At 52.4% G+C, this 22,146-nt stretch carries 23 protein-coding genes; 7 read left to right on the forward strand and 16 right to left on the reverse strand.

Annotated features, from left to right (window positions below; translation table 11 throughout):
* Positions 1-154: 154 nt before the first annotated feature.
* The 4 genes from radC to mutM all read left to right on the forward strand — a co-directional run bounded on the left by radC (position 155) and on the right by mutM (position 2,348).
* Entirely contained in the window at positions 155-820 is a 666-nt protein-coding gene (gene radC, locus AB6731_RS17665) for a DNA repair protein RadC (RefSeq protein WP_020882690.1), read from the forward strand.
* A 217-nt stretch (positions 821-1,037) separates the two neighbouring features.
* Positions 1,038-1,274 (forward strand): 50S ribosomal protein L28, encoded by a 237-nt coding sequence (rpmB, locus tag AB6731_RS17670; protein WP_002436699.1) that lies wholly within the window; start codon positions 1,038-1,040, stop codon positions 1,272-1,274.
* 22 nt (positions 1,275-1,296) lie between these two features.
* Positions 1,297-1,464: a 50S ribosomal protein L33 gene (rpmG, locus tag AB6731_RS17675; protein WP_003024094.1), complete on the forward strand. Its 168-nt coding sequence runs from the start codon at positions 1,297-1,299 to the stop codon at positions 1,462-1,464.
* 74 nt (positions 1,465-1,538) lie between these two features.
* Entirely contained in the window at positions 1,539-2,348 is an 810-nt protein-coding gene (gene mutM / locus AB6731_RS17680) for a bifunctional DNA-formamidopyrimidine glycosylase/DNA-(apurinic or apyrimidinic site) lyase (RefSeq protein ID WP_032679319.1), read from the forward strand.
* Between the two features lie 2 nt (positions 2,349-2,350).
* Here the strand turns inward: mutM and coaD are convergent, their stop codons facing one another.
* The 7 genes from coaD to rfaQ form a co-directional block, all read right to left on the reverse strand.
* The gene (gene coaD / locus AB6731_RS17685) at positions 2,351-2,830 is read right to left on the reverse strand and encodes a pantetheine-phosphate adenylyltransferase (protein WP_014168056.1); all 480 of its coding nucleotides are present in this window, start codon (positions 2,828-2,830) and stop codon (positions 2,351-2,353) included.
* Positions 2,831-2,833: 3 nt separating this feature from the next.
* Positions 2,834-3,604, reverse strand: a complete 771-nt coding sequence (locus AB6731_RS17690; protein ID WP_134179756.1) for a glycosyltransferase family 2 protein — start codon at positions 3,602-3,604, stop codon at positions 2,834-2,836.
* Positions 3,604-4,878, reverse strand: a complete 1,275-nt coding sequence (waaA, locus tag AB6731_RS17695) for a lipid IV(A) 3-deoxy-D-manno-octulosonic acid transferase (protein WP_014168058.1) — start codon at positions 4,876-4,878, stop codon at positions 3,604-3,606. The genes AB6731_RS17690 and waaA overlap by 1 nt, the downstream gene beginning before the upstream one ends.
* 65 nt (positions 4,879-4,943) lie before the next feature.
* Positions 4,944-5,933: a glycosyltransferase gene (locus AB6731_RS17700; RefSeq protein WP_073397556.1), complete on the reverse strand. Its 990-nt coding sequence runs from the start codon at positions 5,931-5,933 to the stop codon at positions 4,944-4,946.
* A gap of 14 nt (positions 5,934-5,947) precedes the next feature.
* Positions 5,948-7,045, reverse strand: a complete 1,098-nt coding sequence (locus AB6731_RS17705) for a glycosyltransferase (protein WP_032679322.1) — start codon at positions 7,043-7,045, stop codon at positions 5,948-5,950.
* Positions 7,046-7,047: 2 nt separating this feature from the next.
* The gene (locus tag AB6731_RS17710; RefSeq protein ID WP_050737642.1) at positions 7,048-8,175 is read right to left on the reverse strand and encodes a glycosyltransferase family 4 protein; all 1,128 of its coding nucleotides are present in this window, start codon (positions 8,173-8,175) and stop codon (positions 7,048-7,050) included.
* Entirely contained in the window at positions 8,175-9,242 is a 1,068-nt protein-coding gene (rfaQ, locus tag AB6731_RS17715; RefSeq protein ID WP_371006617.1) for a putative lipopolysaccharide heptosyltransferase III, read from the reverse strand. Before rfaQ ends, AB6731_RS17710 begins: the two co-directional genes overlap by 1 nt.
* A 150-nt stretch (positions 9,243-9,392) precedes the next feature.
* Between rfaQ and AB6731_RS17720 the strand changes: the two genes are divergently transcribed.
* Positions 9,393-10,346 carry a polysaccharide deacetylase family protein gene (locus AB6731_RS17720; RefSeq protein ID WP_371006618.1) on the forward strand — a complete coding sequence of 318 codons (954 nt, stop codon included), beginning with the start codon at positions 9,393-9,395 and terminating at the stop codon, positions 10,344-10,346.
* Positions 10,347-10,373: 27 nt separating this feature from the next.
* On the opposite strand, the gene AB6731_RS17725 is transcribed toward AB6731_RS17720, so the two are convergent.
* The 6 genes from AB6731_RS17725 to rfaD are packed head-to-tail and all read right to left on the reverse strand — an operon-like array spanning position 10,374 to position 16,568.
* Positions 10,374-11,585 carry an O-antigen ligase family protein gene (locus AB6731_RS17725; RefSeq protein ID WP_371006619.1) on the reverse strand — a complete coding sequence of 404 codons (1,212 nt, stop codon included), beginning with the start codon at positions 11,583-11,585 and terminating at the stop codon, positions 10,374-10,376.
* A complete protein-coding gene (locus tag AB6731_RS17730; RefSeq protein ID WP_371006620.1) occupies positions 11,573-12,481 on the reverse strand; it encodes a glycosyltransferase family 2 protein in 909 nt (302 codons plus the stop codon). Before AB6731_RS17730 ends, AB6731_RS17725 begins: the two co-directional genes overlap by 13 nt.
* A gap of 5 nt (positions 12,482-12,486) precedes the next feature.
* Complete coding sequence (locus tag AB6731_RS17735) at positions 12,487-13,596, reverse strand: glycosyltransferase family 9 protein (RefSeq protein ID WP_020882679.1); 1,110 nt, start codon at positions 13,594-13,596, stop codon at positions 12,487-12,489.
* A gap of 3 nt (positions 13,597-13,599) precedes the next feature.
* Positions 13,600-14,583 (reverse strand): lipopolysaccharide heptosyltransferase RfaC, encoded by a 984-nt coding sequence (gene rfaC, locus AB6731_RS17740; RefSeq protein ID WP_014168067.1) that lies wholly within the window; start codon positions 14,581-14,583, stop codon positions 13,600-13,602.
* 3 nt (positions 14,584-14,586) lie between these two features.
* The gene (rfaF, locus tag AB6731_RS17745; protein WP_371006621.1) at positions 14,587-15,633 is read right to left on the reverse strand and encodes an ADP-heptose--LPS heptosyltransferase RfaF; all 1,047 of its coding nucleotides are present in this window, start codon (positions 15,631-15,633) and stop codon (positions 14,587-14,589) included.
* Positions 15,634-15,635: 2 nt separating this feature from the next.
* Positions 15,636-16,568 (reverse strand): ADP-glyceromanno-heptose 6-epimerase, encoded by a 933-nt coding sequence (rfaD, locus tag AB6731_RS17750; protein WP_008502707.1) that lies wholly within the window; start codon positions 16,566-16,568, stop codon positions 15,636-15,638.
* A gap of 215 nt (positions 16,569-16,783) precedes the next feature.
* On the opposite strand from rfaD, the gene kbl reads away from it, so the two are divergent.
* Positions 16,784-17,980, forward strand: a complete 1,197-nt coding sequence (kbl, locus tag AB6731_RS17755) for a glycine C-acetyltransferase (protein ID WP_020882676.1) — start codon at positions 16,784-16,786, stop codon at positions 17,978-17,980.
* A gap of 9 nt (positions 17,981-17,989) precedes the next feature.
* Positions 17,990-19,015 (forward strand): L-threonine 3-dehydrogenase, encoded by a 1,026-nt coding sequence (gene tdh, locus AB6731_RS17760; protein WP_020882675.1) that lies wholly within the window; start codon positions 17,990-17,992, stop codon positions 19,013-19,015.
* A 30-nt stretch (positions 19,016-19,045) separates the two neighbouring features.
* On the opposite strand, the gene AB6731_RS17765 is transcribed toward tdh, so the two are convergent.
* From AB6731_RS17765 to AB6731_RS17775, 3 genes are read right to left on the reverse strand one after another with little or no spacing between them, the layout of a single operon-like run.
* A complete protein-coding gene (locus AB6731_RS17765) occupies positions 19,046-19,960 on the reverse strand; it encodes a hypothetical protein (protein WP_020882674.1) in 915 nt (304 codons plus the stop codon).
* 15 nt (positions 19,961-19,975) lie between these two features.
* Positions 19,976-21,181, reverse strand: coding sequence for a glycosyltransferase (locus AB6731_RS17770; protein WP_040018395.1), 1,206 nt, complete (start codon positions 21,179-21,181; stop codon positions 19,976-19,978).
* Positions 21,182-21,190: 9 nt separating this feature from the next.
* The gene (locus AB6731_RS17775) at positions 21,191-22,144 is read right to left on the reverse strand and encodes a divergent polysaccharide deacetylase family protein (protein WP_014168074.1); all 954 of its coding nucleotides are present in this window, start codon (positions 22,142-22,144) and stop codon (positions 21,191-21,193) included.
* Between the last annotated feature and the right edge of the window lie 2 nt (positions 22,145-22,146).

Raw genomic sequence — 22,146 nt, forward strand, 5'->3', positions numbered from 1 at the left:
GGTTTCACCAGAGAGCGGGCATTTTATCACAATCCCAAAAAGGGGGTGATTTTGTCCTTCGGCCAGTTTGCGAGGCGTTACGCAGGAATGAAAAGTGGGCATCGAGCGCCGGGGGTGGCTGTGGCAGCATGATGGCAAACCGAAGGAGACAGGCATGGAAGAGACTGAACTGCTGCTACCGCGTGAAAAAATGCTGCGCTATGGCGTCACGTTGTTAAAGGACGACGAGTTGCTGGCACTCTTTTTACGCACCGGAACACCCGGCAAAACGGTATTTACGCTGGCAAAGGAGCTCATCGACCATTTTGGTTCGCTGTATGGCTTATTGACGGCGGATCTGACGGAATTCAGGCACGTCGAAGGAATTGGCGTGGCGAAGTTCGCCCAACTGAGGGGGATTGCTGAACTGGCCCGCCGTTTTTACGACGTCCGTATGGAAGAGGAAGATCCCATACTCACCCCGGATATGACACGCGTATTTCTCCAGAGCCAGTTATCTGATTTAGAGCGCGAGATCTTTATGGTGATCTTTCTTGATAACAGGAACCGGGTACTAAAACATAGCCGCCTTTTTTCCGGAACCCTGAGCCACGTTGAGGTTCATCCGCGAGAAATTGTGCGGGAAGCGATAAAAGTGAATGCAGCCGGCGTGATACTCGCGCATAATCACCCCTCTGGCTGTGCAGAACCAAGCAGAGCTGACAAAGAGATGACCGAACGCATTATCAAATGCTGTCAATTCATGGACATTCGTGTGCTCGACCATCTGATAATTGGTCGCGGCGAGTACATTTCTTTTGCAGAACATGGCTGGATTTAGGCTATTTCTCGCGATCCATCGGGATCTTTGTCTGTTCGGGACTTGAGCACACCGCCGAGTCAGCGTATACTACGCCACCTTTGAGAATCTCGGGTTTGGCATTTGGGCCTGGCAATCGAGAGTTCAATAGAACTATGCGATGACCGGGCTGTAAAGCCTGACGAGGCGCCGATACCCCATACGAAGCTCGAGCTAATTTGATTTTTGGAGAATAGACATGTCCCGAGTCTGCCAAGTTACTGGCAAGCGTCCGGTGACCGGTAACAACCGTTCCCACGCACTGAACGCGACTAAACGCCGTTTCCTGCCGAACCTGCACTCTCACCGTTTCTGGGTTGAGAGCGAGAAGCGTTTTGTCACCCTGCGCGTATCTGCTAAAGGTATGCGTGTAATCGATAAGAAAGGCATTGATACAGTTCTGTCCGAACTGCGTGCCCGTGGCGAAAAGTACTAAGTACTTAAAGAGGAAATAAATCATGGCTAAAGGTATTCGCGAGAAAATCAAGCTGGTTTCTTCTGCTGGTACAGGTCACTTCTACACCACCACGAAGAACAAACGTACTAAGCCGGAAAAACTGGAACTGAAAAAATTCGATCCAGTTGTACGCCAGCACGTACTGTACAAAGAAGCTAAAATCAAATAATTTTAGCCTCCTTGTATTGAAAAACCCCGCAACTGCGGGGTTTTTTGCATTCTGCATCTTACTCCGGAGGAACCATGCCTGAATTACCTGAGGTAGAGACCAGCCGCCGCGGTATTGAGCCGCATCTGGTCGGCGCGACTATTCTTCATGCTATCGTTCGCAACGGTCGCCTGCGTTGGCCGGTATCCGATGAAATCCATGCGTTAAGCGATAAACCGATTCTCAGCGTCCAGCGTCGCGCCAAATATCTGCTGCTGGAGCTGCCCGACGGCTGGATTATCATCCATCTCGGTATGTCCGGTAGTCTGCGCATCCTTACCGAAGAACTGCCCGCGGAAAAGCATGACCATGTCGATCTGGTGATGAGCAACGGTAAAGTGCTGCGTTACACCGACCCACGACGCTTTGGCGCATGGCTGTGGACCAAAGAGCTTGAAGGACACAGCGTTCTGGCGCATCTGGGGCCAGAGCCGCTCTCAGAGGCATTTAACGCGGAATACCTGAAAGCGAAGTGTGCAAAGAAGAAAACCCCGATCAAACCGTGGCTGATGGACAATAAGCTGGTGGTGGGAGTAGGGAATATTTATGCCAGCGAATCGCTGTTTGCTGCCGGGATCCATCCCGATCGGCTGGCCTCGTCGCTGTCATCCCAGGAGTGTGAACTGCTGGTCCGGGTGATTAAAGCGGTGCTGTTGCGTTCTATTGAGCAAGGGGGGACCACTCTGAAGGACTTCCTGCAGAGCGACGGTAAACCCGGCTATTTTGCTCAGGAGCTGCAGGTATATGGCCGTAAGGGTGAGCCGTGCAGAGTCTGTGGGACACCGATTATTGCAACGAAGCACGCCCAGCGCGCCACGTTCTATTGCCGTCAGTGCCAGAAATAGGGCTACTTTAATTTTTCCATCAACGCCTGATGGACGTTAGCCGGCAGGAAATGGGTCACGTCACCGTGATGACGCGCCACCTCTTTGACCAGCGAAGAAGAGATAAACGACCACTCTTTTGAGGGCATCAGGAACACGCTCTCCAGCTCTGGCATCAGGTGGCGGTTCATGTGCGCCAGCTGCATTTCGTATTCGAAGTCTGCCACCGCGCGTAACCCACGGATCAAAATGTTAGCCTGCCGGGCACGGGCGAAGTTGGCCATCAGATCGCTGAAGCCCACCACCTCAACGTTTGGCAGATGTGAGATAGCGTCAGTGGCAAGTGCAACGCGCTCATTGAGGTCGAACATGGGTTTCTTACTGGGGCTGGCGGCGATCGCCAGAATCACCTTATCAAACATGCATGCCGCACGGGTGATGATGTCAAGATGACCGTTGGTGATGGGATCAAAGGTACCCGGATAAATCGCTTTTGTGCTCATGGCTCACGTTTTCTCTGAGTAGCCGCGGCAAAGCGCCCACAGCTCGGTGTATTTGTTGAAAGTATACTGGGCATTCACCACCGCCAGTAACCACCCCTGTTTACCGTCCAGCACGCCGCCTCGCAGCAGCAGTGTTTTCAGAAATGCCCCCAGCGTGTGGGTGAAAATACCGGTCAGCGTGGCCTTCTTGCCGTGCAGGTAACGCTCATGCGCCCATGCGGTGGCATAGTTAAGCTGTTTGCGCTGGAAGCTGGCGAAATCCCGGCAGGTCAGATGCAGCAGATCGCCCGTCAGAGGAATGACGGGGGCACTGTCGCATGCCAGGGATTCATGGACCAGATTATCGTTGTACTGATATCGCTCACGCTCGTAGAGGCGCATTACGCGGTCTGGATACCAGCCGCTGTGGCGCATAAAACGGCCAAGGAAATAGTTGCGACGTGCAATGCTGTATACCGCGCCAGGCTGAGGTGCTGCCAGCACCGCCTGAATGGCCTGGCGGAGCTCAGGTGTGATGCGCTCGTCAGTGTCCAGCATCAGCACGTAATCGCCAGTAGCATAGCGCTGCGCGCGCTGGCGCTGGATGCCGTAGCCTTGCCAGTCGGTATCGATAAAGACCTTTGCACCCGCGGCACGGGCGACATCCACCGTGTTGTCCTCGCTGCCGGAGTCGAGAAGGACAATTTCGTCAGCCCAGGCGACGGAGGCCAGGCAGTCCGGAAGCAGGTCGGCGGCGTTTTTGGCGATCATCACGACCGACAGACGCGTTGACATTAGTGGCTCCGCTGAGGCAGATAAGGTTGCAGAAGTTGCAGCAGACGAGTGAGTGCGCCCTGGTTCTGATGCAGCACTTCGACAGCATGGCGACCATACCAGAGGCGGTAGTCTTCGTCGGTCAGAAGGGTTGAGACCTCTTTGACCACCGAGTCCGCGTCGGTCACGGTAATTAACCCGTCGGCTTGCTGCAATTTAGCGCAGATATCTTTGAAGTTAAACGTGTGTGGGCCCATCAGCACCGGAATGGCGTGTGCGGCCGGCTCAAGCGGATTATGGCCGCCGCGCTCCACAAGGCTGCCGCCGACAAAAGCCAGATCGGCAATGCCGTAAAGCAGCATCAGCTCGCCCATTGTATCGCCAATCACCACCTGAGTGCTGCCGGAGGGGATCTCACCGCTGCTGCGCAGGGTAAAGCTGAAGCCGCCTTTCTGCACCATCTCACGCGCATCTTTAAAACGTTCGGGGTGACGGGGGACCAGAATCAGCAGCAAATCGGGGAATTTTTCCAGCAGCTTACGATGAGCCTGCAGGATAATGGCTTCTTCGCCGTCATGGGTGCTGGTTGCAATCCACACCTGGCGACGCGGTGCCCACTGGCGACGCAGCGTAATCGCACGGGCGGCGAGTTCAGGCGTGACGGAGATATCGAACTTCAGGCTACCCGTCACCGCAAGCTGGTTGCGCTTCAGGCCCAGAGCGAGAAAGCGCGCCGCGTCTTCTTCATTCTGCGCGGCAATCAGCGTAATTCGGCTGAGCAGGCGGCGCATAAATTTACCTAACTTGCCGTAACCTTTCGCCGAGCGCTCTGAAAGGCGCGCGTTGGCAATCACCAGCGGAATTTTACGGGCATGCAGGGCGGAAATCATATTTGGCCACAGCTCGGTTTCCATGACGATCACCAGTTTCGGGCGAACGGTATTCAGGAAGCGGTTCATGGCGCAAGGCAGGTCGTAAGGCAAATAGACGTGTTGAACGTCTTTACCGAACGCCGATAATGCGCGTTCAGATCCCGTCGGCGTCATGGTCGTGACCGTGATCGGCAGTGACGGATAGCGGTGACGAAGGGCGCGAACCAGCGGGATCGCCGCCAGCGTTTCGCCCACAGAAACGGAATGCAGCAAAATACCGTCCGGCACGACTTTATTGCGGCAGTAACCATAGCGTTCAGCCCAGCGTTTACGATACGCAGGCGCTTTACGGCTACGAAGCAACAGTCGCAGCCACACCAGTGGCTGGATGATGTAGAGCAGGGCGGTATACAACAATTCCAAGCGATTATCCGTTTTTTAGTTTCGGCGGGGAAATTCTAAGCATTTAAGCCGGGTAAAGCTATCTCTTATGCCAGATACCGTTTTAAACGGAAGTAGCGTCGGCCCAGGCGCCAGCGCAAACGGGGGCTTTTGGCACTTTTCCAGATAAGCCTCCAGATACCCGTGTCGAAGAACTCTTTTATTATCATCGACTTCTTCTGCACATCCTTCATATTGTCGAAGGTATGAATGATCCCAAGCCCCTCTTTGGCGATTTGCCAGTGGCAGGCGGGGATATCTTTCACTTTTTCCGGGTAACGCTGGTTGATGGCATCCAGCATCTGCAGAATTTTCATGTAATGGCGCGCCGAGCGAATCAGCGTGTCATCATTGTCCGGCATATGAGAAACCGATGCGGAGTGAATGTAATAGTCGTAAAAACGTTCACTGGTGTACTGCACGCGGTCAGCTGCGAGCAAGACTTCGGTAGTCCATGGGATATCCTGATGACGCAGGCCGGGCTCAAAACGAAAACCGTTCTGACGAATAAAGTCGTGGCGATAGATATTCAGCCAGGTCACATGCAGAAACTTGCGTGAGTCGAGCGCTTTTTTTAACCAGGCCGCACCGGTCATGACGCCTGTCGAGGCCAGCTTGTCTTCCGGGAAAATCGGCCGTGAAGGCTTCTTATTGTTTTCCCAGACGTAGTTTCCGTTGCAGGTGGCGACATCCAGATTCTGCGTGATGGCCATATCAAGCAAGCGCTGATACATGCCGGGCTTAAAGACATCATCAATATCCGGGAAAGAGAGATATTGGCCGGTAGCGACGGCCAGACCGGTATTGCGCGCAATGGATACACCCTGATTTTCCTGTTCGATAACCTGCATTTGTGGCAGTTTTTCACGCCAGGTTTCGACTATCTGCATCGAACTGTCCGTGGAGCCATCATTGACGATGATGACTTCCATACTGTCGATCTGTTGATTCGCAAGGCAGGTAAAGAACTGATCCAGGAAAGCTTCGCCGTTATAAACGGCAACCACTACGCTTAATAATGGCGCTGAATTTTGCATAAGAAACCTGATTATTATTGATTGTCTACCAACGCAACATATTGCTGGCAAATGGCATTTATCCCGAACGACGCGATCGTTGCGCTATCAACGACAGGCGGGGAGGTATAGAGATCGGCCAGTGTTTTCGCCAGTGATTCGTCATTCATCTCCGACAGCCCGCGCGCCAACGTACCCGTGAGGATTTCAGCGGGCCCGCCAGGACAGTTCGTACTGACAGGCGGCGTCTGGCAGATGATGGATTCTACCAGTACGTTACCAAAACCTTCACAGTCAGAACTTAACACTAAAAGCCGTGCGCCTTTAATCCACGGATAAGGGTTGGACTCGAAGGGGCGGAAAATAACCTTGTCTTCGATCCCGAGTTCTTTCGCTAACTGTTTAAGCTGTTGAATTTTCGTGTCAGAACCGTTGCCCATCATCACCAGCGATGCGTCTATTTTGCTCTGCGCATAGGCACGCAGAAGGCGGTCGTGGCGTTTATGTTCATGAAAACGACCCACGTGAATAATGTAATCCTGCCCCTGCATCTCAAAAGGCGCATCCGCCAGACGCTGGATTTCAGGAATATCAAAGGGATTATGGATAACCGCTTTGCGACGAAGGTCGATGGACAGCGTCTCTGAGAGATCTTTCAGCACGGCGGCGGAGACGGCGACAACGTTTCGGTTTTCGTAGGTATGACGAATTTTGTAATGCTTAAACCAGCGTGAAAGGCCGTGGCGATGACGCAGGTAGGAGAATGAGAACATGCCATGCACGCAGAACCAGACCTTATCGCGATCCAGCGCACGACTGTGCGCCACAATACGATCGGTTTTATGCAGGTGCGAGAATATGACGTCGAACTTCCCGCTGCGCTCAGCCTGCTCAATGGCATTGTCCAGCAGTTGCGCCCGGCGCGGGATCTCGGTGAGCTTTCTCCAGGGCTTTTTACACGTATCCTGAATGACCTGATAATCAATGCCTGCCGGGATGGCGTAGTCGCACACCTTTCGCAGGGAGAAAAGGGAGACCTGATGCCCCATTTCTATCAATCCGCTGGAGAGGGTGAGAACCGTTTTTTCGGCTCCTCCACCGGGCAAACCATCAATAATCATTAGGATGCGCATTTTTAATCCAGTAATTTTTGATAAAGCGAAATAAGCTGACTTGATAATTTTTCTGGGGTCGCTTCTTTTACGCGCTCACGCGCTGCCCGCCCCATATCGTTATTCTTATCCAAAGATGGAAGGGTCATGACTGCCTCCTTCAATCTGCTGATATCAAGTGCATCACAGTAAAAGCCATTCTGACCTTGCTCAATAAACTCTGCACCACCGCAACTCACTGAAGTAATGACGGGCAAACCGCAGGCCATCGCTTCAAGAATGACGTTTGGAAAAGGATCATACAGCGTTGGCAGCAGTAATCCATCGGATACCTGGTAAAATGGCAGTGTCTCTTTTTGCATCCCCAGGAAGCGAATTTGCCCCTCACAGCCCAATGAACGGGCGAGGTCACGGTAACGACTTTCTGCTTTATCCTGTCCAACCACAATCAGCCATGCGGGTGTGCCCGCAATAGCGCGGATAGCGCTGGCCAGTCCCTTACGTTCAAAACCTGACCCGACGAAACACAACACCACGGCATCGACAGGCAATCCGAGCTGCCGGCGCAGTGCAGCGCGCTGTCCTTCGGTTGCCGGAACGAAGCGGCTGGAATCAATTGAATTATAAATCACATGTATCTTTTTTGCGTCAATATCAAAGTCTTCGATGATTTCGCGTTTGATCATCTCCGCATTGCAGATAACGGCTTTCAATTCAGGAGCCTGATACATTTCACGTTCGGCGTGCATGACGTAGCGATGGTAGCGATCGTGCATCAGAAGTTGTGCACGCCAGGCAGGCAGAATGCGCGCACGCTGCAGCAGCCAACGCCGGTGCACGCCATCCCCTGCGCGGTAAATATCGCAGCCAGGAATACGCTCGTGGCTCTGCACAATGTCAAACTGCTGCTGTTCCCACAGTGCACGCGCAGCATGTGCAAACCCGCGTTCGCGACTGATTCGGCCCCATTTACGTGGGTCGCAAATATGGATATGCCAGTCGTCCTGCTTCTCCCCCTGCCACTCACGCGTGATGACGTTGAGTTCCAGGTTTTGGTTGCTCAGTGCGGTAAGTGCCCGGGAAACGAAGCGTTCCGCCCCGCCATCAGGACGGTATTTTTGGCGAACAATCGCCAGACGATGGTGTTTCATTACAGGTATCTCCTGGCGGCGGAGATCACGACATCAACGGGAATGGCGTCGAGATAGCGTTCAGTTGTTTTGGTATCAATGGCGTCCGGATCGGGAAGTGGGCCAAAATCGCCAGCCCAGATGACTTCACCGTTGACCTGCCATGGCGACCAGAACACCCGTTTTGACGGGCCGAAGAGAGCAATGCACGGCGTCTGAAGCGCGGCGGCCATGTGCATCGGAACAGAATCGACGCCAATAAAGAGGCGCGCATGATCGATAAGTGATGCCAGCTGGCGCAACGTGAGTTGACCGGCCAGAGAGACTACGCCCGTTTTTGGCGCCGCGGCGAGAATGCGGTCTATCATCGCCAGCTCTTTTTTATCCGGGCCAGCGGTGAGAACTACAGTGTGGCCATCCTGCTGGAGTGCGGTGATGGTTTGCGCCATCTTGCCTTCGTCCCAGCATTTAAAGAACCAGCGTGACGTTGGCTGGATCACCACGTAGTTATCAGCCACACCCTGTTGCGTCAGTAGCTGGCGCGCAAGATCCCAGTCCTCTGCGCGATAGGCCATAGTGACGTCTGGCTGAGCCGGGACGGGCAACGGTGAAAGAATAGAAAGATTTTGCTCAACGGTATGGAGCGACGGGTGATTGGCGACGGAAACCAAATCGGTATGACAAAAACGCCAGAACGCGTTTTTTCGCTTGTTAAACGCGAACCCGAGGCGTACTGGCGCGCCGGTGAAACGGGTGACAATGGCGCTGCGCCACTGATCGGCAAGGTTAATCACCAGATGATAACGCTGCGCTCTTAAGGCACAGAGTAACTGCCACTCTTTTTGCAGATGTTTCAGGGTGCCGAGCTGCTTCCATTTACGATCTATACCGTAGATGGTGCCGATCGCCGGATGCGCGGCGAGCATATCGCGTGTCTCTTCATAAAGAAGAACATCGATTTGCGCCGTGGGCCATTTTTGACGTAACGAATTAATGACCGGAGTTGTGAGTAACATGTCGCCATGATGTCGAAGTTTGATAAGTAAAATACGTAAATCAGGCGTGTCGAGTAGGTTAATCATCATCATCTTATCAGCGGTATACTGTCAGCAATTCTAATAGACCTGATGGCGACTTGCACTCTTTCTCCATAATGTCAGGAATTTCCCTGGAAGGGTTTACTCCTGCTTCGCAGAGTGCGTAACATAGCCCTCACTCTTACGTCTTACGGACTCATTATGAAAAAACCAGCGTTTATCATCACCATTGATACAGAAGGCGATAATCTCTGGCAAAACCACCGTGTTATCAAAACGGAAAACGCACGCTACCTGGCACGATTTCAGGTGCTATGCGAGCGTTTTGGTTTTAAGCCGGTCTGGCTGACCAACTATGAGATGGCGATCGAACCGGTTTTCATTGAGTTCGCAAAAGATGTGATTGCCCGCGGCCAGGGCGAGGTTGGCATGCATCTTCATGCGTGGAACAGCCCACCTGAACATGACCTCACCGGTGATGACTGGCGCTGGCAACCTTATCTGATTGAGTTTTCAGATGAAATTATGCGCGAGAAAGTGCTTTTTATGACGCACTTACTGGAAGAGACCTTCCAGACCAAAATGCTGAGCCACCGTGCCGGGCGTTGGGCGTTTGATCGTCGCTACGCAAACTTGCTGATAGAGCTGGGTTATCAGGTTGATTGTTCCGTCACCCCGCGGGTGAACTGGCGAAATGCCAAAGGGGCACCGCAGGGTCACGGAGGAACGAATTATCAGCATTTCCCTGACCATGCCTACTTTATCGATACAGAGGATATTTCCCGCCCGGGAAAGAGCCCTTTGCTCGAAGTGCCGATGAGTATTCAGTATAAACACCCGGCCTGGCTGAACACCGTTAAACAGGGCTACGATCGGCTGCGTGGGAAATACCGTTCCCCGTCAGTTAACTGGCTGCGTCCGTCCGGTGGAAATGCGTCTGAGATGATTAAGGTCGCACAACAGTGCTTGTCGCAGGGCAATGATTATGTGGAGTTTATGCTCCATTCTTCAGAATTTATGCCCGGCGGAAGTCCTACGTTCAAAGATGATGCGGCCATTGAAGGGTTGTACCAGGATTTGGAACAGTTGTTTACATGGCTGTCGGACAAGACGGTGGGGATGACGCTGGCGGAGTTTTATCAACACCAGAAATAATAATGCCCGCCAGGCGGGCATTATTTATCATTGTTGTTTTGTCTGAGAGAAAGGTGTACTCAGAGCAAACAGGATCATAAAGAATATCAATGCCTCCGAACTCAACAATATGACGTCTGTCAGGCCATAGAGCAATAATAGAAGCATGGCAGTCAATAGCAGACCATTTTTGTTTCTGATGGCGTAGCCAATCATCGACACGAAGAAAAAGAGCAGTATTGCCAGGCCAGGTATTCCTTGTAATGAATACTTTTCAATAAACTCATTGTGTAGATGAATTCTAATATACCCGAGTGCTGCAGCAACATTTGGGTGGCCATCTTTAACATAGTTTCTTGACCAAGATTCTCTACTTTCGATCGACTGACCTAATGGATGCTCAAAGCCATTATGGATACCCACTTCCCACATAGAAAAACGAGCGCCCAGAGAAGTAGCATCTTGCCCTTCCTGATATTTTGCTATTTCTATCTCAGTCTGCTGAATTTTAGGTAAAATCAATGGCTTATAGCTAACAATGACTATGCCAGCAACAATGCATAAAAATATTAATAATGATTTGAGATGAATTTTTCTGAATTGATAAAGGGTGAGAAAAATAGCGAGGACGAGATAAAGCCCCATTGCAGCACGAGTAGCTGTTAAAAGAATGACAAAGAATGAAGTTAAAATAACAAAGCCAGCAAAAATATAAATTTTTGTATTCTTAAGCAGATAAAGACTATATACAAAGGATAAGGACAATACTGAGTAGACATAGGCGGCTATAGTTGGGCGATTTATTGCCATCTCAACACGATTTATTCCTTGCGAAGCTTGCACCAGACCGTAACCTGTGGCTAATAAAAACCCTAACCCTGACGCAATCAAAAAATATGTCTTAAACTTTTCATTAGCAATATAATATTTAAAACGGTCGAGATAAAAAACCAAAAAACTTGCCAGGATTAGTTTTTTACAAGAGCCAAGGTAATCACTGTATGCATTCAGCCCTACATTGTGGTACTCATAAAAGAGATACCATATTAAATTTAATAAACCTATCAATAAGATAGGGAATGCAATGGTGAAAGGTCGCCATTTAATATTCTTATATTCCAGGGCTAAACCAAGAATACCAGTATATATGGCTATATAGAAAAACTCTCTTTGTTTACCAGAGCTAACCAGCACTAAAGCCAAAGAGATAAGACTTAATATGAGTGTTAGCTGATAAAGTCGTAATTTTATTTTTTCCATAATGCCTCAATAACCCTTTTCTTATAACTAAACCGAATATGAGTATCCATAAAGAACGAAAGCGAATAAAGCTGGCTCACCCGATCTTCTACTAAATGTAAGTGTGGTGTCGAGAGATACTTTTTATGGTTACTGTATATATCAAACCAGTGACAATTGATGAGATGTTTAAAACTGCGCGGGAAGGTTTCTTCCATGCGAAGCGTGCAATCAACAAGTGAAGTGATTTTGCTGGCGTCAAGTTCGCTGGATAAGCTTCCATGACGTTTGATGTAATAATAATGTCCCTGACGCTGATAAAATATTTTATGCGCTTGCATAATCATTCCGGGGAACACAGCGAAATCTTCGTAACAGACCATCGAAGGTATAGGGTTAGCTTTATACAGGTCTTTGTGAATAAATTGGCCGATCAGATGTGCCTGAAAGTCTTTATGTCGCAAAAAACGGGAGACCGCGTCTTGTTGCGAGATTGCCATAGGGTCGAAACCCTGCCAGGTTGAGGTGATCTTTTTGATATCACGAATTTCACGTAAGCGCGTCAGTAGCATATCTGGACGCTGTGCTTGCAGAAAACCCACGGCATCCCGAATGCTGCCCGGTTTTAGCCGGTCATCGCTGTCCAGCATCGTAATATAGTCCCCTGATGCCAGCGTAACAGCACTGTTTCGGACCCGACCCACGTTACGGTAATCTACACATCGCGTTGTTGCATGAGGTAATTTTGGTAACCACGCTTCAATAATATCCTGTGTGCCATCATTTGAGCTGTCATTAAAGATGATGATCTCAACAGCATCGCCTGCACTCCCAATCGCATTCTGCAGGCTTTCTAAAGTAGCATGAAGGGTATCTTCGGCATTATGCGCGGCAATAATGATGCTTAGAAAAGCCATAAAAATTAGTTTCCCTGGGCATCAGTGAGAGATGTGATTGTGTTAGCTTTTGGTAATTCGCGAATAAAATCTTTAAGCTCACGTAGTGATTCGTCTGTCACAGCGAAAAGTTCTTCCCGATCTTGGGAGAAATAGTAGCGTGTTTCAAATACATACGAGCAAATATGCGCATCATTCCCAATCAGCAATACCTTGCCAAGCGGACGTTGTTCATAATGGCAGCAAGGGCCAAACAGCAACACCACCGGGACGCCCACCGCATCGGCAATGTAGATATTCCCTGAATCTGACGCAATATAACAATCCATTTTGGATATCGCCCACGGCAGTTCTTCGAGCGATATTTTCCCAATGAGGTTGATAAAATTGGGAATTTCACCGTAAGCGCGGGTGATGTCATCCATCCACGGCTGTTCGTTCGGTGCGCCAAAAACATAAAACTCGCAGGGCAGGTCGGCAAGATGATCGACAATACGTTTCCAGATTGCCGGGGGAACCGTCTTTGCTTTGTTACCGGCAGAAATACTGATACCAATTCGGATAACCCCGGGTTTATCGAGAATTTGCGGGTAAACCGCAGGCTTGAACAGGGGCTTTGTGGCGTGCTTGGGGGAGTCCTGCCAGGTGAGCGCGCGATCGGCGAGCTTGAGATAGTTAGTGACGGACAGCGTCTTTTTGCCATGCTCAACGGTACCATCAGCCGTGGCATAAAAAATTCCGTGATACCACCTGCGCGTATAAGTGCTTAAAAATTGTTTGTTTTTTGCATTACAGGCTGAGGCGAAAAAGAGATTCACACTGTTGGGCTGCAGCAGATAGACATTGTCGTAGCGATTCATGATCCGGCAGGCGAAGCAGAGCTTACGCCACAGGTTGCGCTTTTGCTGCTCCACAAAAAAGATCTCTTCGATACTGTCGTCATGCTGAGCCAATGCGTTAACGCTGCGGCTGATCAGCACATCGCTTTTTTGCAGATACGCCAGTAGAGGCGTTGCATTGATAAAGTCACCGATTTTGGCTGTCTGAATGACAAGGTTTCTGCCCGTGTCTTTGCGAAACAGCTTCCGGATGAGTTTCACCGGAAAAAGTAAAATCAGCAGAAATACATAACTCATGGGTTAAATATCCCTGTTAGAAAGCCGATGGCTGCCCTGTAAAAACGAAAAAATCGCATCTGCGGTAATGTCTCTCATATGCTGCGTCGGACTGACCATTTGATGCTGGTTTTTACCGTACCCCCCGATCAGTCCCGGGTCGGTCGGACCGAAGAGGGTGATATTGGGGCGGTCCAGCGCTGCGGTTAAATGGCTTAATCCGGTATCCACGGATACGACGGCGTTGGCGCCTGCCAGTTGCGCGGCAACCTGAGCCAGCGTGAGTTTAGGTAACACTTCCACATTTGAAAAACCCGCGGCCAAACGCTCTGCGCGTTGCCTTTCGTGTTCTGCGCCCCACGGGAGTTTAATATGGATGCCGGTCGGTTGCATTAGCTCAATGAGTCTTCGCCAGTGTGATTCCGGCCAGTGCTTATCATCGCGCGTTGTGGCATGCAGAAAGACCAGATAGGGCGGCGTGTGCGTCTTCGCATCGCGCAAAAAATGTTGCGCAATAGCGTAATCACCCTGCGTGTCCGGTTTTGCATAGCCGAGGCTTTTCGCAAACAGCTCGCGGGTGCGCTCCACGGCGTGCTGCTGTTTCGCGATATGGTGGCGGCGATTATAGAACAGGCTCGCCAGCGGCTCGCGGGCGGTTTGCCAGTCCATACCGTGCTTTACGCCGTGCGCCAGACGCGTGACCAGCGCGGCGCTTTTGACCAGACCCTGTGCGTCAATGATGGCATCGTAACGCTGCGCTTGCACCGCATCACGGAAGGCTTGACGTTCAGCCTTAATCGGTGCTGAGAACCACGCTTTACGCCAGCGGCGGATAGCAACCGGGATCACGCGGTCTACTGCTTCATGCCAGGTGGGGATCTGTGCGAAGCCCTCCTCCACCACCCAGTCAAAACGAATGCCGGGAATGGCCTGCATGGCGTCGGTGAGCGACGGCAGAGTATGCAGGACATCGCCCATGGAAGAGGTTTTAACGATCAATACCCGCATCCGTTATCCTTCTTCACTCAACAGCAGCTCGTTGAGCTCTTCAAGGACACACTCGGGCGTGATGTCGATCAGGCTCTGGTGATAGCCTTCAGCCGCATCGCCTTTTCGCACCTTGTGATAACCGCTGATCAGACGTATGACGCGCGCTTTATGAGAAAGCGGTGGCGTAAAGTCAGGGCTGCTGGGGCCATACAGAGCAACCAGCGGCCGGTTGAGCGCAGCGGCGACGTGCATCAGGCCTGAGTCGTTGGTGACGACGGCTTTACAGGCGGCAAGTAAAACTACCGCCTGTTCCAGCTGGGTTTCCCCTGCCAGATTACGGCACCATGCCTGCTGTTCTGTATTCAGCGAAGCCAGAATTTCGTTACCCGCCTCGTGGTCTTTCGCCGAGCCAAACAACACGACCTGATTACCTTCATCGATCAGCTGTTTTGCCAGCTCAGCGTAATGATAATGCGGCCAGCGTTTTGCCGGGCCGAACTCTGCTCCCGGGCAGAAACCGATCATGGGGCGTTCTGATGAAATTCCAAACGCGTTGCAGGTGTGGGATTTCTCACCGTCGTTGACCTGGAGCTGGGGCCAGAGCAGCGGTTGCGGCAGATCTTTTGCGCTGCGCATCACGCCTTTGTCATAGGCCAGCGCGACGTAGCGCTCGACCATAAGTGGCCAGGCGTCTTTATCGAGCACGCGCGCGTCGTTCAGCAGACCGTAGCGCATTTCTCCACGCCAGCCGGTGCGATGGGGGACGCCCGCAAAGAAGGGTACAAGGGCTGATTTAAAGGAGTTAGGCAGGACATAGGCGCGGTCATAGCGCTTTTCGCGCAGGCTATGGCCGAGCTTGCGACGTTCACCAATTTCCAGCGCGCCGTGGCCGAGCGGCATTGGGATCGCCTCGTTAACTTCCGGCATACGCGATAACAACGGACGGCACCAGGCAGGTGCCATCACGTCAATTATCGCCTGGGGATAACGCGCCTTGAGCATGCGATAGAGACTTTGCGACATCATCATGTCGCCCACCCATGACGGGCCGATCACCAGAATTTTCATACTTACGCGTCGCGGTTCAGCCAGGCCATATATTCCGTTACGCCTTCGGCAACGGTCTTGAACGGTTTGTCGTAACCCGCTGCACGCAGGTTGGTCAAATCCGCCTGTGTGAAGGCCTGGTAACGACCTTTCAGTTTGTCCGGGAACGGAATGTATTCAATGCTGCCTTTTTTGTGGTACGCCAGGGTGGCGTCCGCCACGGCCTGGAAGGATTCCGCACGGCCTGTCCCCAGGTTAAAGATACCGGAGACGCCGTTTTCCCAGAACCACAGGTTCACTGCCGCCACGTCGCCTACGTAGACGAAGTCACGCTTGAAGCCGTCACTGCCTTCAAACAGTTTCGGGCTTTCGCCATTGTTCAGCTGCGTGTTCAGGTGGAACGCGACGCTCGCCATGCTCCCTTTGTGGCCTTCGCGCGGTCCGTACACGTTGAAGTAACGGAAACCCACAATCTGGGAATTGGCTTCAGGCAGAACCTGACGCACGTATTCATCGAACAGGAATTTGGAGTAGCCATAGACGTTCAGCGGCTGCTCATATTCGCGGGATTCGATGAAGTCTGACGTACGGCCACCGTAGGTTGCTGCAGAAGAGGCGTACAGGAACGGAATTTCACGCTCCAGGCAGTAATGCAGGATCTCTTTGGAGTACTGATAGTTATTGTCCATCATGTACTTGCCGTCCCACTCGGTGGTGGAAGAGCATGCACCTTCGTGGAAGATGGCTTCGATCTCGCCGAACTCTTCACCTGCCATAATCTGGATAAGGAAGTCTTCTTTATCCATATAGTCAGCGATGTTCAGATCCACCAGGTTTACAAACTTGGTGCCGTCTTTCAGGTTGTCCACCACCAGAATGTCGGTGATGCCTTTGTCATTGAGGGCCTTAACAATGTTGCTGCCGATAAAGCCCGCGCCGCCGGTAACGATGATCATAACTGTAACCTTTGAAGTGTGGAGTCCGGGGACAATCCCGGACGCTAATGTTCTTATCATATCATTAGTATGGCTGCCCTTCAGCCATTCACCGACATAGCGCAAGGGTACACGTGATTTATGCTGCAAAAACGAGAAGAGATAATGTGTCATCTCGTCATGGCGGCCAGGGTTGGGTAATATGTGCCAAAATTTGCCGAGTCTGGAGAATTGCAATGCGTGGTGATTTTTACAAACAGTTAAACAGCGACCTCGACACCGCACGTGCGGAAGGGTTGTTCAAAGAAGAGCGTATTATCACGTCTGCTCAGCAGGCGGACATCACCGTTGCCGATGGCAGCCATGTGATCAACTTTTGTGCGAACAACTACTTAGGTCTTGCGAATCACCCTGAGCTGATTGCCGCGGCAAAACAAGGCATGGACACCCACGGTTTCGGTATGGCCTCCGTACGCTTTATCTGCGGTACGCAGGACAGCCATAAGCAGCTTGAGAAAAAGCTGGCGGACTTCCTGGGGATGGAAGATGCGATCCTGTACTCCTCGTGCTTCGACGCCAACGGTGGTCTGTTTGAGACGCTGCTCGGCGCAGAAGATGCCATTATCTCCGACGCCCTGAACCACGCTTCTATCATTGACGGTGTGCGCCTGTGTAAAGCGAAGCGCTTCCGCTACGCCAACAACGACATGGTTGAACTGGAAGCGCGCCTGAAAGAAGCGCGTGAAGCAGGCGCCCGCCATGTGCTGATCGCCACCGACGGCGTGTTCTCTATGGATGGCGTGATTGCCAACCTGAAGGGCGTGTGCGACCTGGCAGACAAATACGATGCGCTGGTGATGGTTGATGATTCACACGCCGTCGGTTTTGTTGGTGAGAACGGCCGTGGATCTCACGAATACTGTGACGTAATGGGTCGCGTGGACATTATCACCGGTACGCTGGGTAAAGCGCTCGGCGGCGCGTCAGGGGGTTATACTGCTGCGCGTAAAGAGGTGGTTGAGTGGCTGCGCCAGCGTTCCCGTCCGTACCTGTTCTCCAACTCGCTGGCGCCGGCGATCGTTGCCGCATCCATTAAAGTCCTGGAAATGGTGGAGTCTGGCGCTGAGCTGCGCGACCGTCTGTGGTCAAACGCCCGCCTGTTCCGTGAAAAAATGGGTGCCGCAGGGTTTACGCTCGCCGGTGCCGATCACGCCATTATCCCGGTGATGCTGGGCGATGCGGTTGTGGCGCAGAATTTTGCCCGCGAGCTGCAGAAAGAAGGAATTTACGTTACCGGGTTCTTCTTCCCGGTGGTACCAAAAGGCCAGGCGCGTATCCGCACCCAGATGTCTGCGGCACATTCGCCTGAACAAATTGAACGTGCGGTGGAAGCCTTTACCCGCATCGGCAAACAGCTGGGCGTAATTGCCTGAGGACGTGTGATGAAAGCGTTATCCAAACTGAAAGCGGAAGAAGGGATTTGGATGACCGACGTGCCGGAGCCGGAAGTCGGTCATAACGATCTGCTGATCAAAATTCGTAAAACCGCCATTTGCGGCACTGACGTTCATATCTACAACTGGGACCAGTGGTCGCAGAAAACCATTCCGGTACCGATGGTCGTGGGCCACGAATATGTCGGCGAAGTGGTGGGCATGGGTCAGGAAGTAAAAGGCTTCAACATTGGCGACCGCGTCTCGGGTGAAGGTCATATTACCTGTGGTCACTGCCGTAACTGCCGCGGTGGACGCACGCACCTGTGCCGTAACACAATCGGCGTGGGCGTGAACCGTCCGGGCTGCTTCGCAGAATATCTGGTGATCCCGGCGTTTAACGCGTTCAAAATCCCGGACAACATTTCTGACGATCTGGCCTCTATCTTTGATCCCTTCGGCAACGCGGTACATACGGCGCTCTCTTTCGACCTGGTCGGCGAAGATGTGCTGGTTTCCGGCGCGGGCCCCATCGGGATTATGGCGGCTGCGGTGGCGAAGCACGTTGGTGCCCGCAATGTGGTGATTACCGATGTGAACGAGTATCGCCTGTCGCTGGCGCGCAAAATGGGTGTGACCCGCGCGGTGGATGTCTCTAAAGAGAGCCTGAGCGACGTGATGGAAGAGCTGGGCATGACCGAAGGTTTTGACGTGGGTCTTGAGATGTCCGGCGCACCACCGGCGTTTCGCACCATGCTGGACACCATGAACCACGGCGGACGTATTGCGATGCTGGGCATTCCACCGTCTGATATGTCTATCGACTGGAACAAGGTTATCTTCAAGGGGCTGTTCATCAAAGGTATCTACGGCCGCGAGATGTTCGAAACCTGGTACAAGATGGCGGCACTGATCCAGTCTGGTCTGGACCTGTCTCCGATTATCACCCATCGCTTCTCTATCGATGAGTTCCAGGAAGGCTTTGACGCGATGCGCTCTGGCCAGTCCGGAAAGGTTATCCTGAGCTGGGATTAGTCATAAAAAAAGGGGCCTCAGGCCCCTTTTTTACTGGTTCTTCTTCTCTTCGTCTGTCAGGTAACGCACCTTTCGCGTGTAATCCTGACCTTTGAACTGCAGCTTATTGTCTGGTGACTCAAGATACTTCTGCCATTCGGACAGCGGGAAACCGCCGTGTGCGCCAATGACCTCTTTCGGTACCACAGCCTCTTGTCCGCCAATTTTCTTAGAGACCGGCCAGTTCATCCAGTCACCCAGATTGACCGTTTTCACATCCAGCATATCCAGAAGTGCGGCGAGCGGAAGCTGATCGGTTGGGGGCTGATTATCTTCCATTAGCTCCCAGGTATCCTGGAACAGGGTCAACCACAGCGGGCAAATGCGTCGCCACGTCTTTTGGGTTGCTGCGAGGAAAGCGCCGTTAACGTGATCGACAAGATAAGGGCGCACCGTCTCTTTGTAATAGGCGGGCACTTTCTCCGCGGGAGCGCCATCGAGTTTGGCGATCATCTTACCCTGACGGAAGCTGGAGTAGATGTGCATATCGGCCATGTTGATCTCAGGCATTTTGAGCAGATTGAGATCGGAGTCGATCATCAAAACGCCTTCACCCCGGGCCTGTAGCGGCGCATTGAGCTTCACCAGACGGCTAAGATAGATCTGCTTGTAGCGGTAACTCTCTTCTCGTTTAGGAAGCGTGAGTGTCACTACGCGAGTTTTAGGGGGAAGCACCCCGAAAGCAGATTCTGGCTGATCGCTGACAATCACGATCTCGCTGACGCCGGTGGCATAACGCTCAGCAAAAGTTGCCGACAGTAACGCCTCTTCAACAAAATCAGCGCCGGTGCAAGGAATGACGATGGAGTCAACGGCAACAAGATTGCCCGTTACCGGCAGGGAACGGTACGGAATGTTATGTCGTCCGGTAATATGACGATAGCGAGCGTTAAGGAATTTAAACATGTTCATCTCGTGTGATTATTTTGCGCCAAGTACCGCTTCGACGCCGCTAACATACTGTTCAATGGCATAGGTTCCACAGACATTCTGACGGGCAGCCAAAGCCAGGCGTGCGCGCAGATCGGCATCTTTCCAGATGCTCTCAAGATGCGCGGCAAGCTGTAAAACGTCGCCCCAGGGGAACAAGAGTCCCGTCGACCCTGGGTCAATTAATTCCGCTGTCCCGGTCACCTGCGAGCCAATGACAGGGATATTAAGCAACATGGCTTCCAGCACGACGCGAGGTAATCCTTCGCTCTGTGAGGCTAAAATAAAAGCGTCAAATGTCGCAAGGTAATCAAAGGGGGTATTCTGGAATCCCGTGAAGATGACCTGCTTCTCAATACCCAATGCGGTGGCCTGAGCAATTAATGCGTCGCGTTCGCCACCTTCACCGACTAACACCATCTTCCATTTTGCGTCAGGGTTCTTCTGACTGAACTGCGCCAGCGCCTCCAGAGTATGATGGTTTGCTTTGCGGGGGATCAGTGACCCCACGCTACCGAAAACGAAAGTATCGTCATCAATGTTCAGCCGCTGGCGCATTGCACGTCGGTCTGGCAGGGGCTGGTGGATGTCGATTGCATTGTTTACAGTTGTGCAGAGCTCAGGGCGAACCCCATTCTGAAGTAAAACACGCTCAACGCCGTGGGAGACCGCGATGATTTTTGTGGCATGGTCATTAACCAGCCTGACCAGCGGCGGCGTCATGACAGGTTCGATGCGGCAGTGCTGAATTAACCGCACATGCTGTTTTGCACCGGCTAAATACCCTTCTTCATTTGAGCCAGGCTGATTGTTCATATACAGCGTATCGAATCCGCCTTCACTGAGCAGCGTTGCAATTCTGCGAACATTGGGCCGAATACGCCAGAGCGTGTCGATATGGCGCGTAAAGGCCTTACGCCCCCGGCGCGAGAAGAAAAGGAGACTGCGGCCCAGCTCTTTCGCAAGTTTCGCCCATACGGGCTGCCGTGGCTGAGGGATCACAATTAAGGGAATGCCGATACTGTCCAGCACCTGGCCGATTGTTTGCCCTTCGGCACGGCTGTAATCACTGTAAAAACAGCAGGTGATATCGAACTTCTCGCGGTCAATCCGCTTCAGAAGTTCGAGCATGCTGTTGGTGCCACCACCCCACTCTTTGCCGGTATCGAGGAGCAGTATTTTGTGTCGTTGCAGCATCGTTCTACCTTAATCGCCTCTCACAGTCTGTTGCCGGGTAATATTCCAGCCCTGCCACTGGTGCTGGAAATATTGCACCAGTGTACTCTGGCTCACGCTCTCACTAAGCACGGCAAAGAACCGCGTCGCGTAGACGGGTTCCGGCGGGCGTTTCGTTTTACACAGCGTCACACCCCTGAATGGATTGCGCGGCTGCGTTACCGGTGGCTGTGCATTGCCAGGACGCGACGTATCAACCTGTGGCTCATTCAGCAGATCGCCAGGACGAACCAGCGTAATATCAGACGGCAATGTCGGCAGCATCTGCTGCAGAACGCGAACGGTAGACGGATGCGGGTGGCCGATAGCAATAGCCGAGCCATTGCGTCGTGCTAGCTGTACGGCGCGATTGAACTGCCCGCGGATATCCGCGTCGTTCTGGGTGTCATCGAGGAACACCTTGCGCTTTATTACCTTCACGCCTGTACCCTGCGCGGCACGCATCGCCTGGCTGTTGCCGATGGTCATGCTGTCGAGGAAATAGAGGTTATAGCGCTCCAGCGACTGCATCACTTTGAGCATCCCGTACAGGCTGGAGGTCATCGCGCTACCCATGTGGTTGTTCAGCCCGACGGCGTACGGCACTTTATTGTAAGCATCGCGAATGATGCGATCGATCTCATCGCTGCTCATATCAGGACGCAAAGTATCTTTTTCCAGCGGCTGCTTGCTGAGCGGTGCCATCGGCAGATGGATGAGAACCTGATGGCCGCTGTTATGCGCTTTGATCGCCATTTCACGCGCGTGCGGCGCATTCGGGAGGACGGCAACAGAGATGGCGGCCGGCATCGCCAGCACCTGATTCTCGGTGTGCGGACGATAACCGAAGTCATCAATCACTATCGCGAGTTTGCCAGCGTAGACCGGTGCTGCCAGCGCCAGTGCACTGGCAAAGGAGAGAACAATTCGACGAAATTGAAGCAAAA

It is taken from the genome of Enterobacter sp. RCC_40, assembly GCF_041360735.1.
In the GTDB taxonomy this organism is placed as follows: domain Bacteria; phylum Pseudomonadota; class Gammaproteobacteria; order Enterobacterales; family Enterobacteriaceae; genus Enterobacter; species Enterobacter ludwigii.

Coding starts and splice junctions, on each gene's coding strand:
- rpmB (WP_002436699.1), top strand. CDS start 1,038: ATGTCCCGAGTCTGCCAAGTTACTGGCAAGCGTCCGGTGACCGGTAAC.
- AB6731_RS17770 (WP_040018395.1), bottom strand. CDS start 21,181: ATGCTGCAACGACACAAAATACTGCTCCTCGATACCGGCAAAGAGTGG.
- AB6731_RS17700 (WP_073397556.1), bottom strand. CDS start 5,933: ATGCAAAATTCAGCGCCATTATTAAGCGTAGTGGTTGCCGTTTATAAC.
- rfaQ (WP_371006617.1), bottom strand. CDS start 9,242: ATGATGATGATTAACCTACTCGACACGCCTGATTTACGTATTTTACTT.
- AB6731_RS17720 (WP_371006618.1), top strand. CDS start 9,393: ATGAAAAAACCAGCGTTTATCATCACCATTGATACAGAAGGCGATAAT.
- AB6731_RS17690 (WP_134179756.1), bottom strand. CDS start 3,604: ATGTCAACGCGTCTGTCGGTCGTGATGATCGCCAAAAACGCCGCCGAC.
- rfaF (WP_371006621.1), bottom strand. CDS start 15,633: ATGAAAATTCTGGTGATCGGCCCGTCATGGGTGGGCGACATGATGATG.
- coaD (WP_014168056.1), bottom strand. CDS start 2,830: ATGAGCACAAAAGCGATTTATCCGGGTACCTTTGATCCCATCACCAAC.
- AB6731_RS17710 (WP_050737642.1), bottom strand. CDS start 8,175: ATGAAACACCATCGTCTGGCGATTGTTCGCCAAAAATACCGTCCTGAT.
- AB6731_RS17730 (WP_371006620.1), bottom strand. CDS start 12,481: ATGGCTTTTCTAAGCATCATTATTGCCGCGCATAATGCCGAAGATACC.
- kbl (WP_020882676.1), top strand. CDS start 16,784: ATGCGTGGTGATTTTTACAAACAGTTAAACAGCGACCTCGACACCGCA.
- AB6731_RS17735 (WP_020882679.1), bottom strand. CDS start 13,596: ATGAGTTATGTATTTCTGCTGATTTTACTTTTTCCGGTGAAACTCATC.
- AB6731_RS17725 (WP_371006619.1), bottom strand. CDS start 11,585: ATGGAAAAAATAAAATTACGACTTTATCAGCTAACACTCATATTAAGT.
- rfaD (WP_008502707.1), bottom strand. CDS start 16,568: ATGATCATCGTTACCGGCGGCGCGGGCTTTATCGGCAGCAACATTGTT.
- tdh (WP_020882675.1), top strand. CDS start 17,990: ATGAAAGCGTTATCCAAACTGAAAGCGGAAGAAGGGATTTGGATGACC.
- rfaC (WP_014168067.1), bottom strand. CDS start 14,583: ATGCGGGTATTGATCGTTAAAACCTCTTCCATGGGCGATGTCCTGCAT.
- AB6731_RS17765 (WP_020882674.1), bottom strand. CDS start 19,960: ATGTTTAAATTCCTTAACGCTCGCTATCGTCATATTACCGGACGACAT.
- AB6731_RS17705 (WP_032679322.1), bottom strand. CDS start 7,045: ATGCGCATCCTAATGATTATTGATGGTTTGCCCGGTGGAGGAGCCGAA.
- rpmG (WP_003024094.1), top strand. CDS start 1,297: ATGGCTAAAGGTATTCGCGAGAAAATCAAGCTGGTTTCTTCTGCTGGT.
- mutM (WP_032679319.1), top strand. CDS start 1,539: ATGCCTGAATTACCTGAGGTAGAGACCAGCCGCCGCGGTATTGAGCCG.
- radC (WP_020882690.1), top strand. CDS start 155: ATGGAAGAGACTGAACTGCTGCTACCGCGTGAAAAAATGCTGCGCTAT.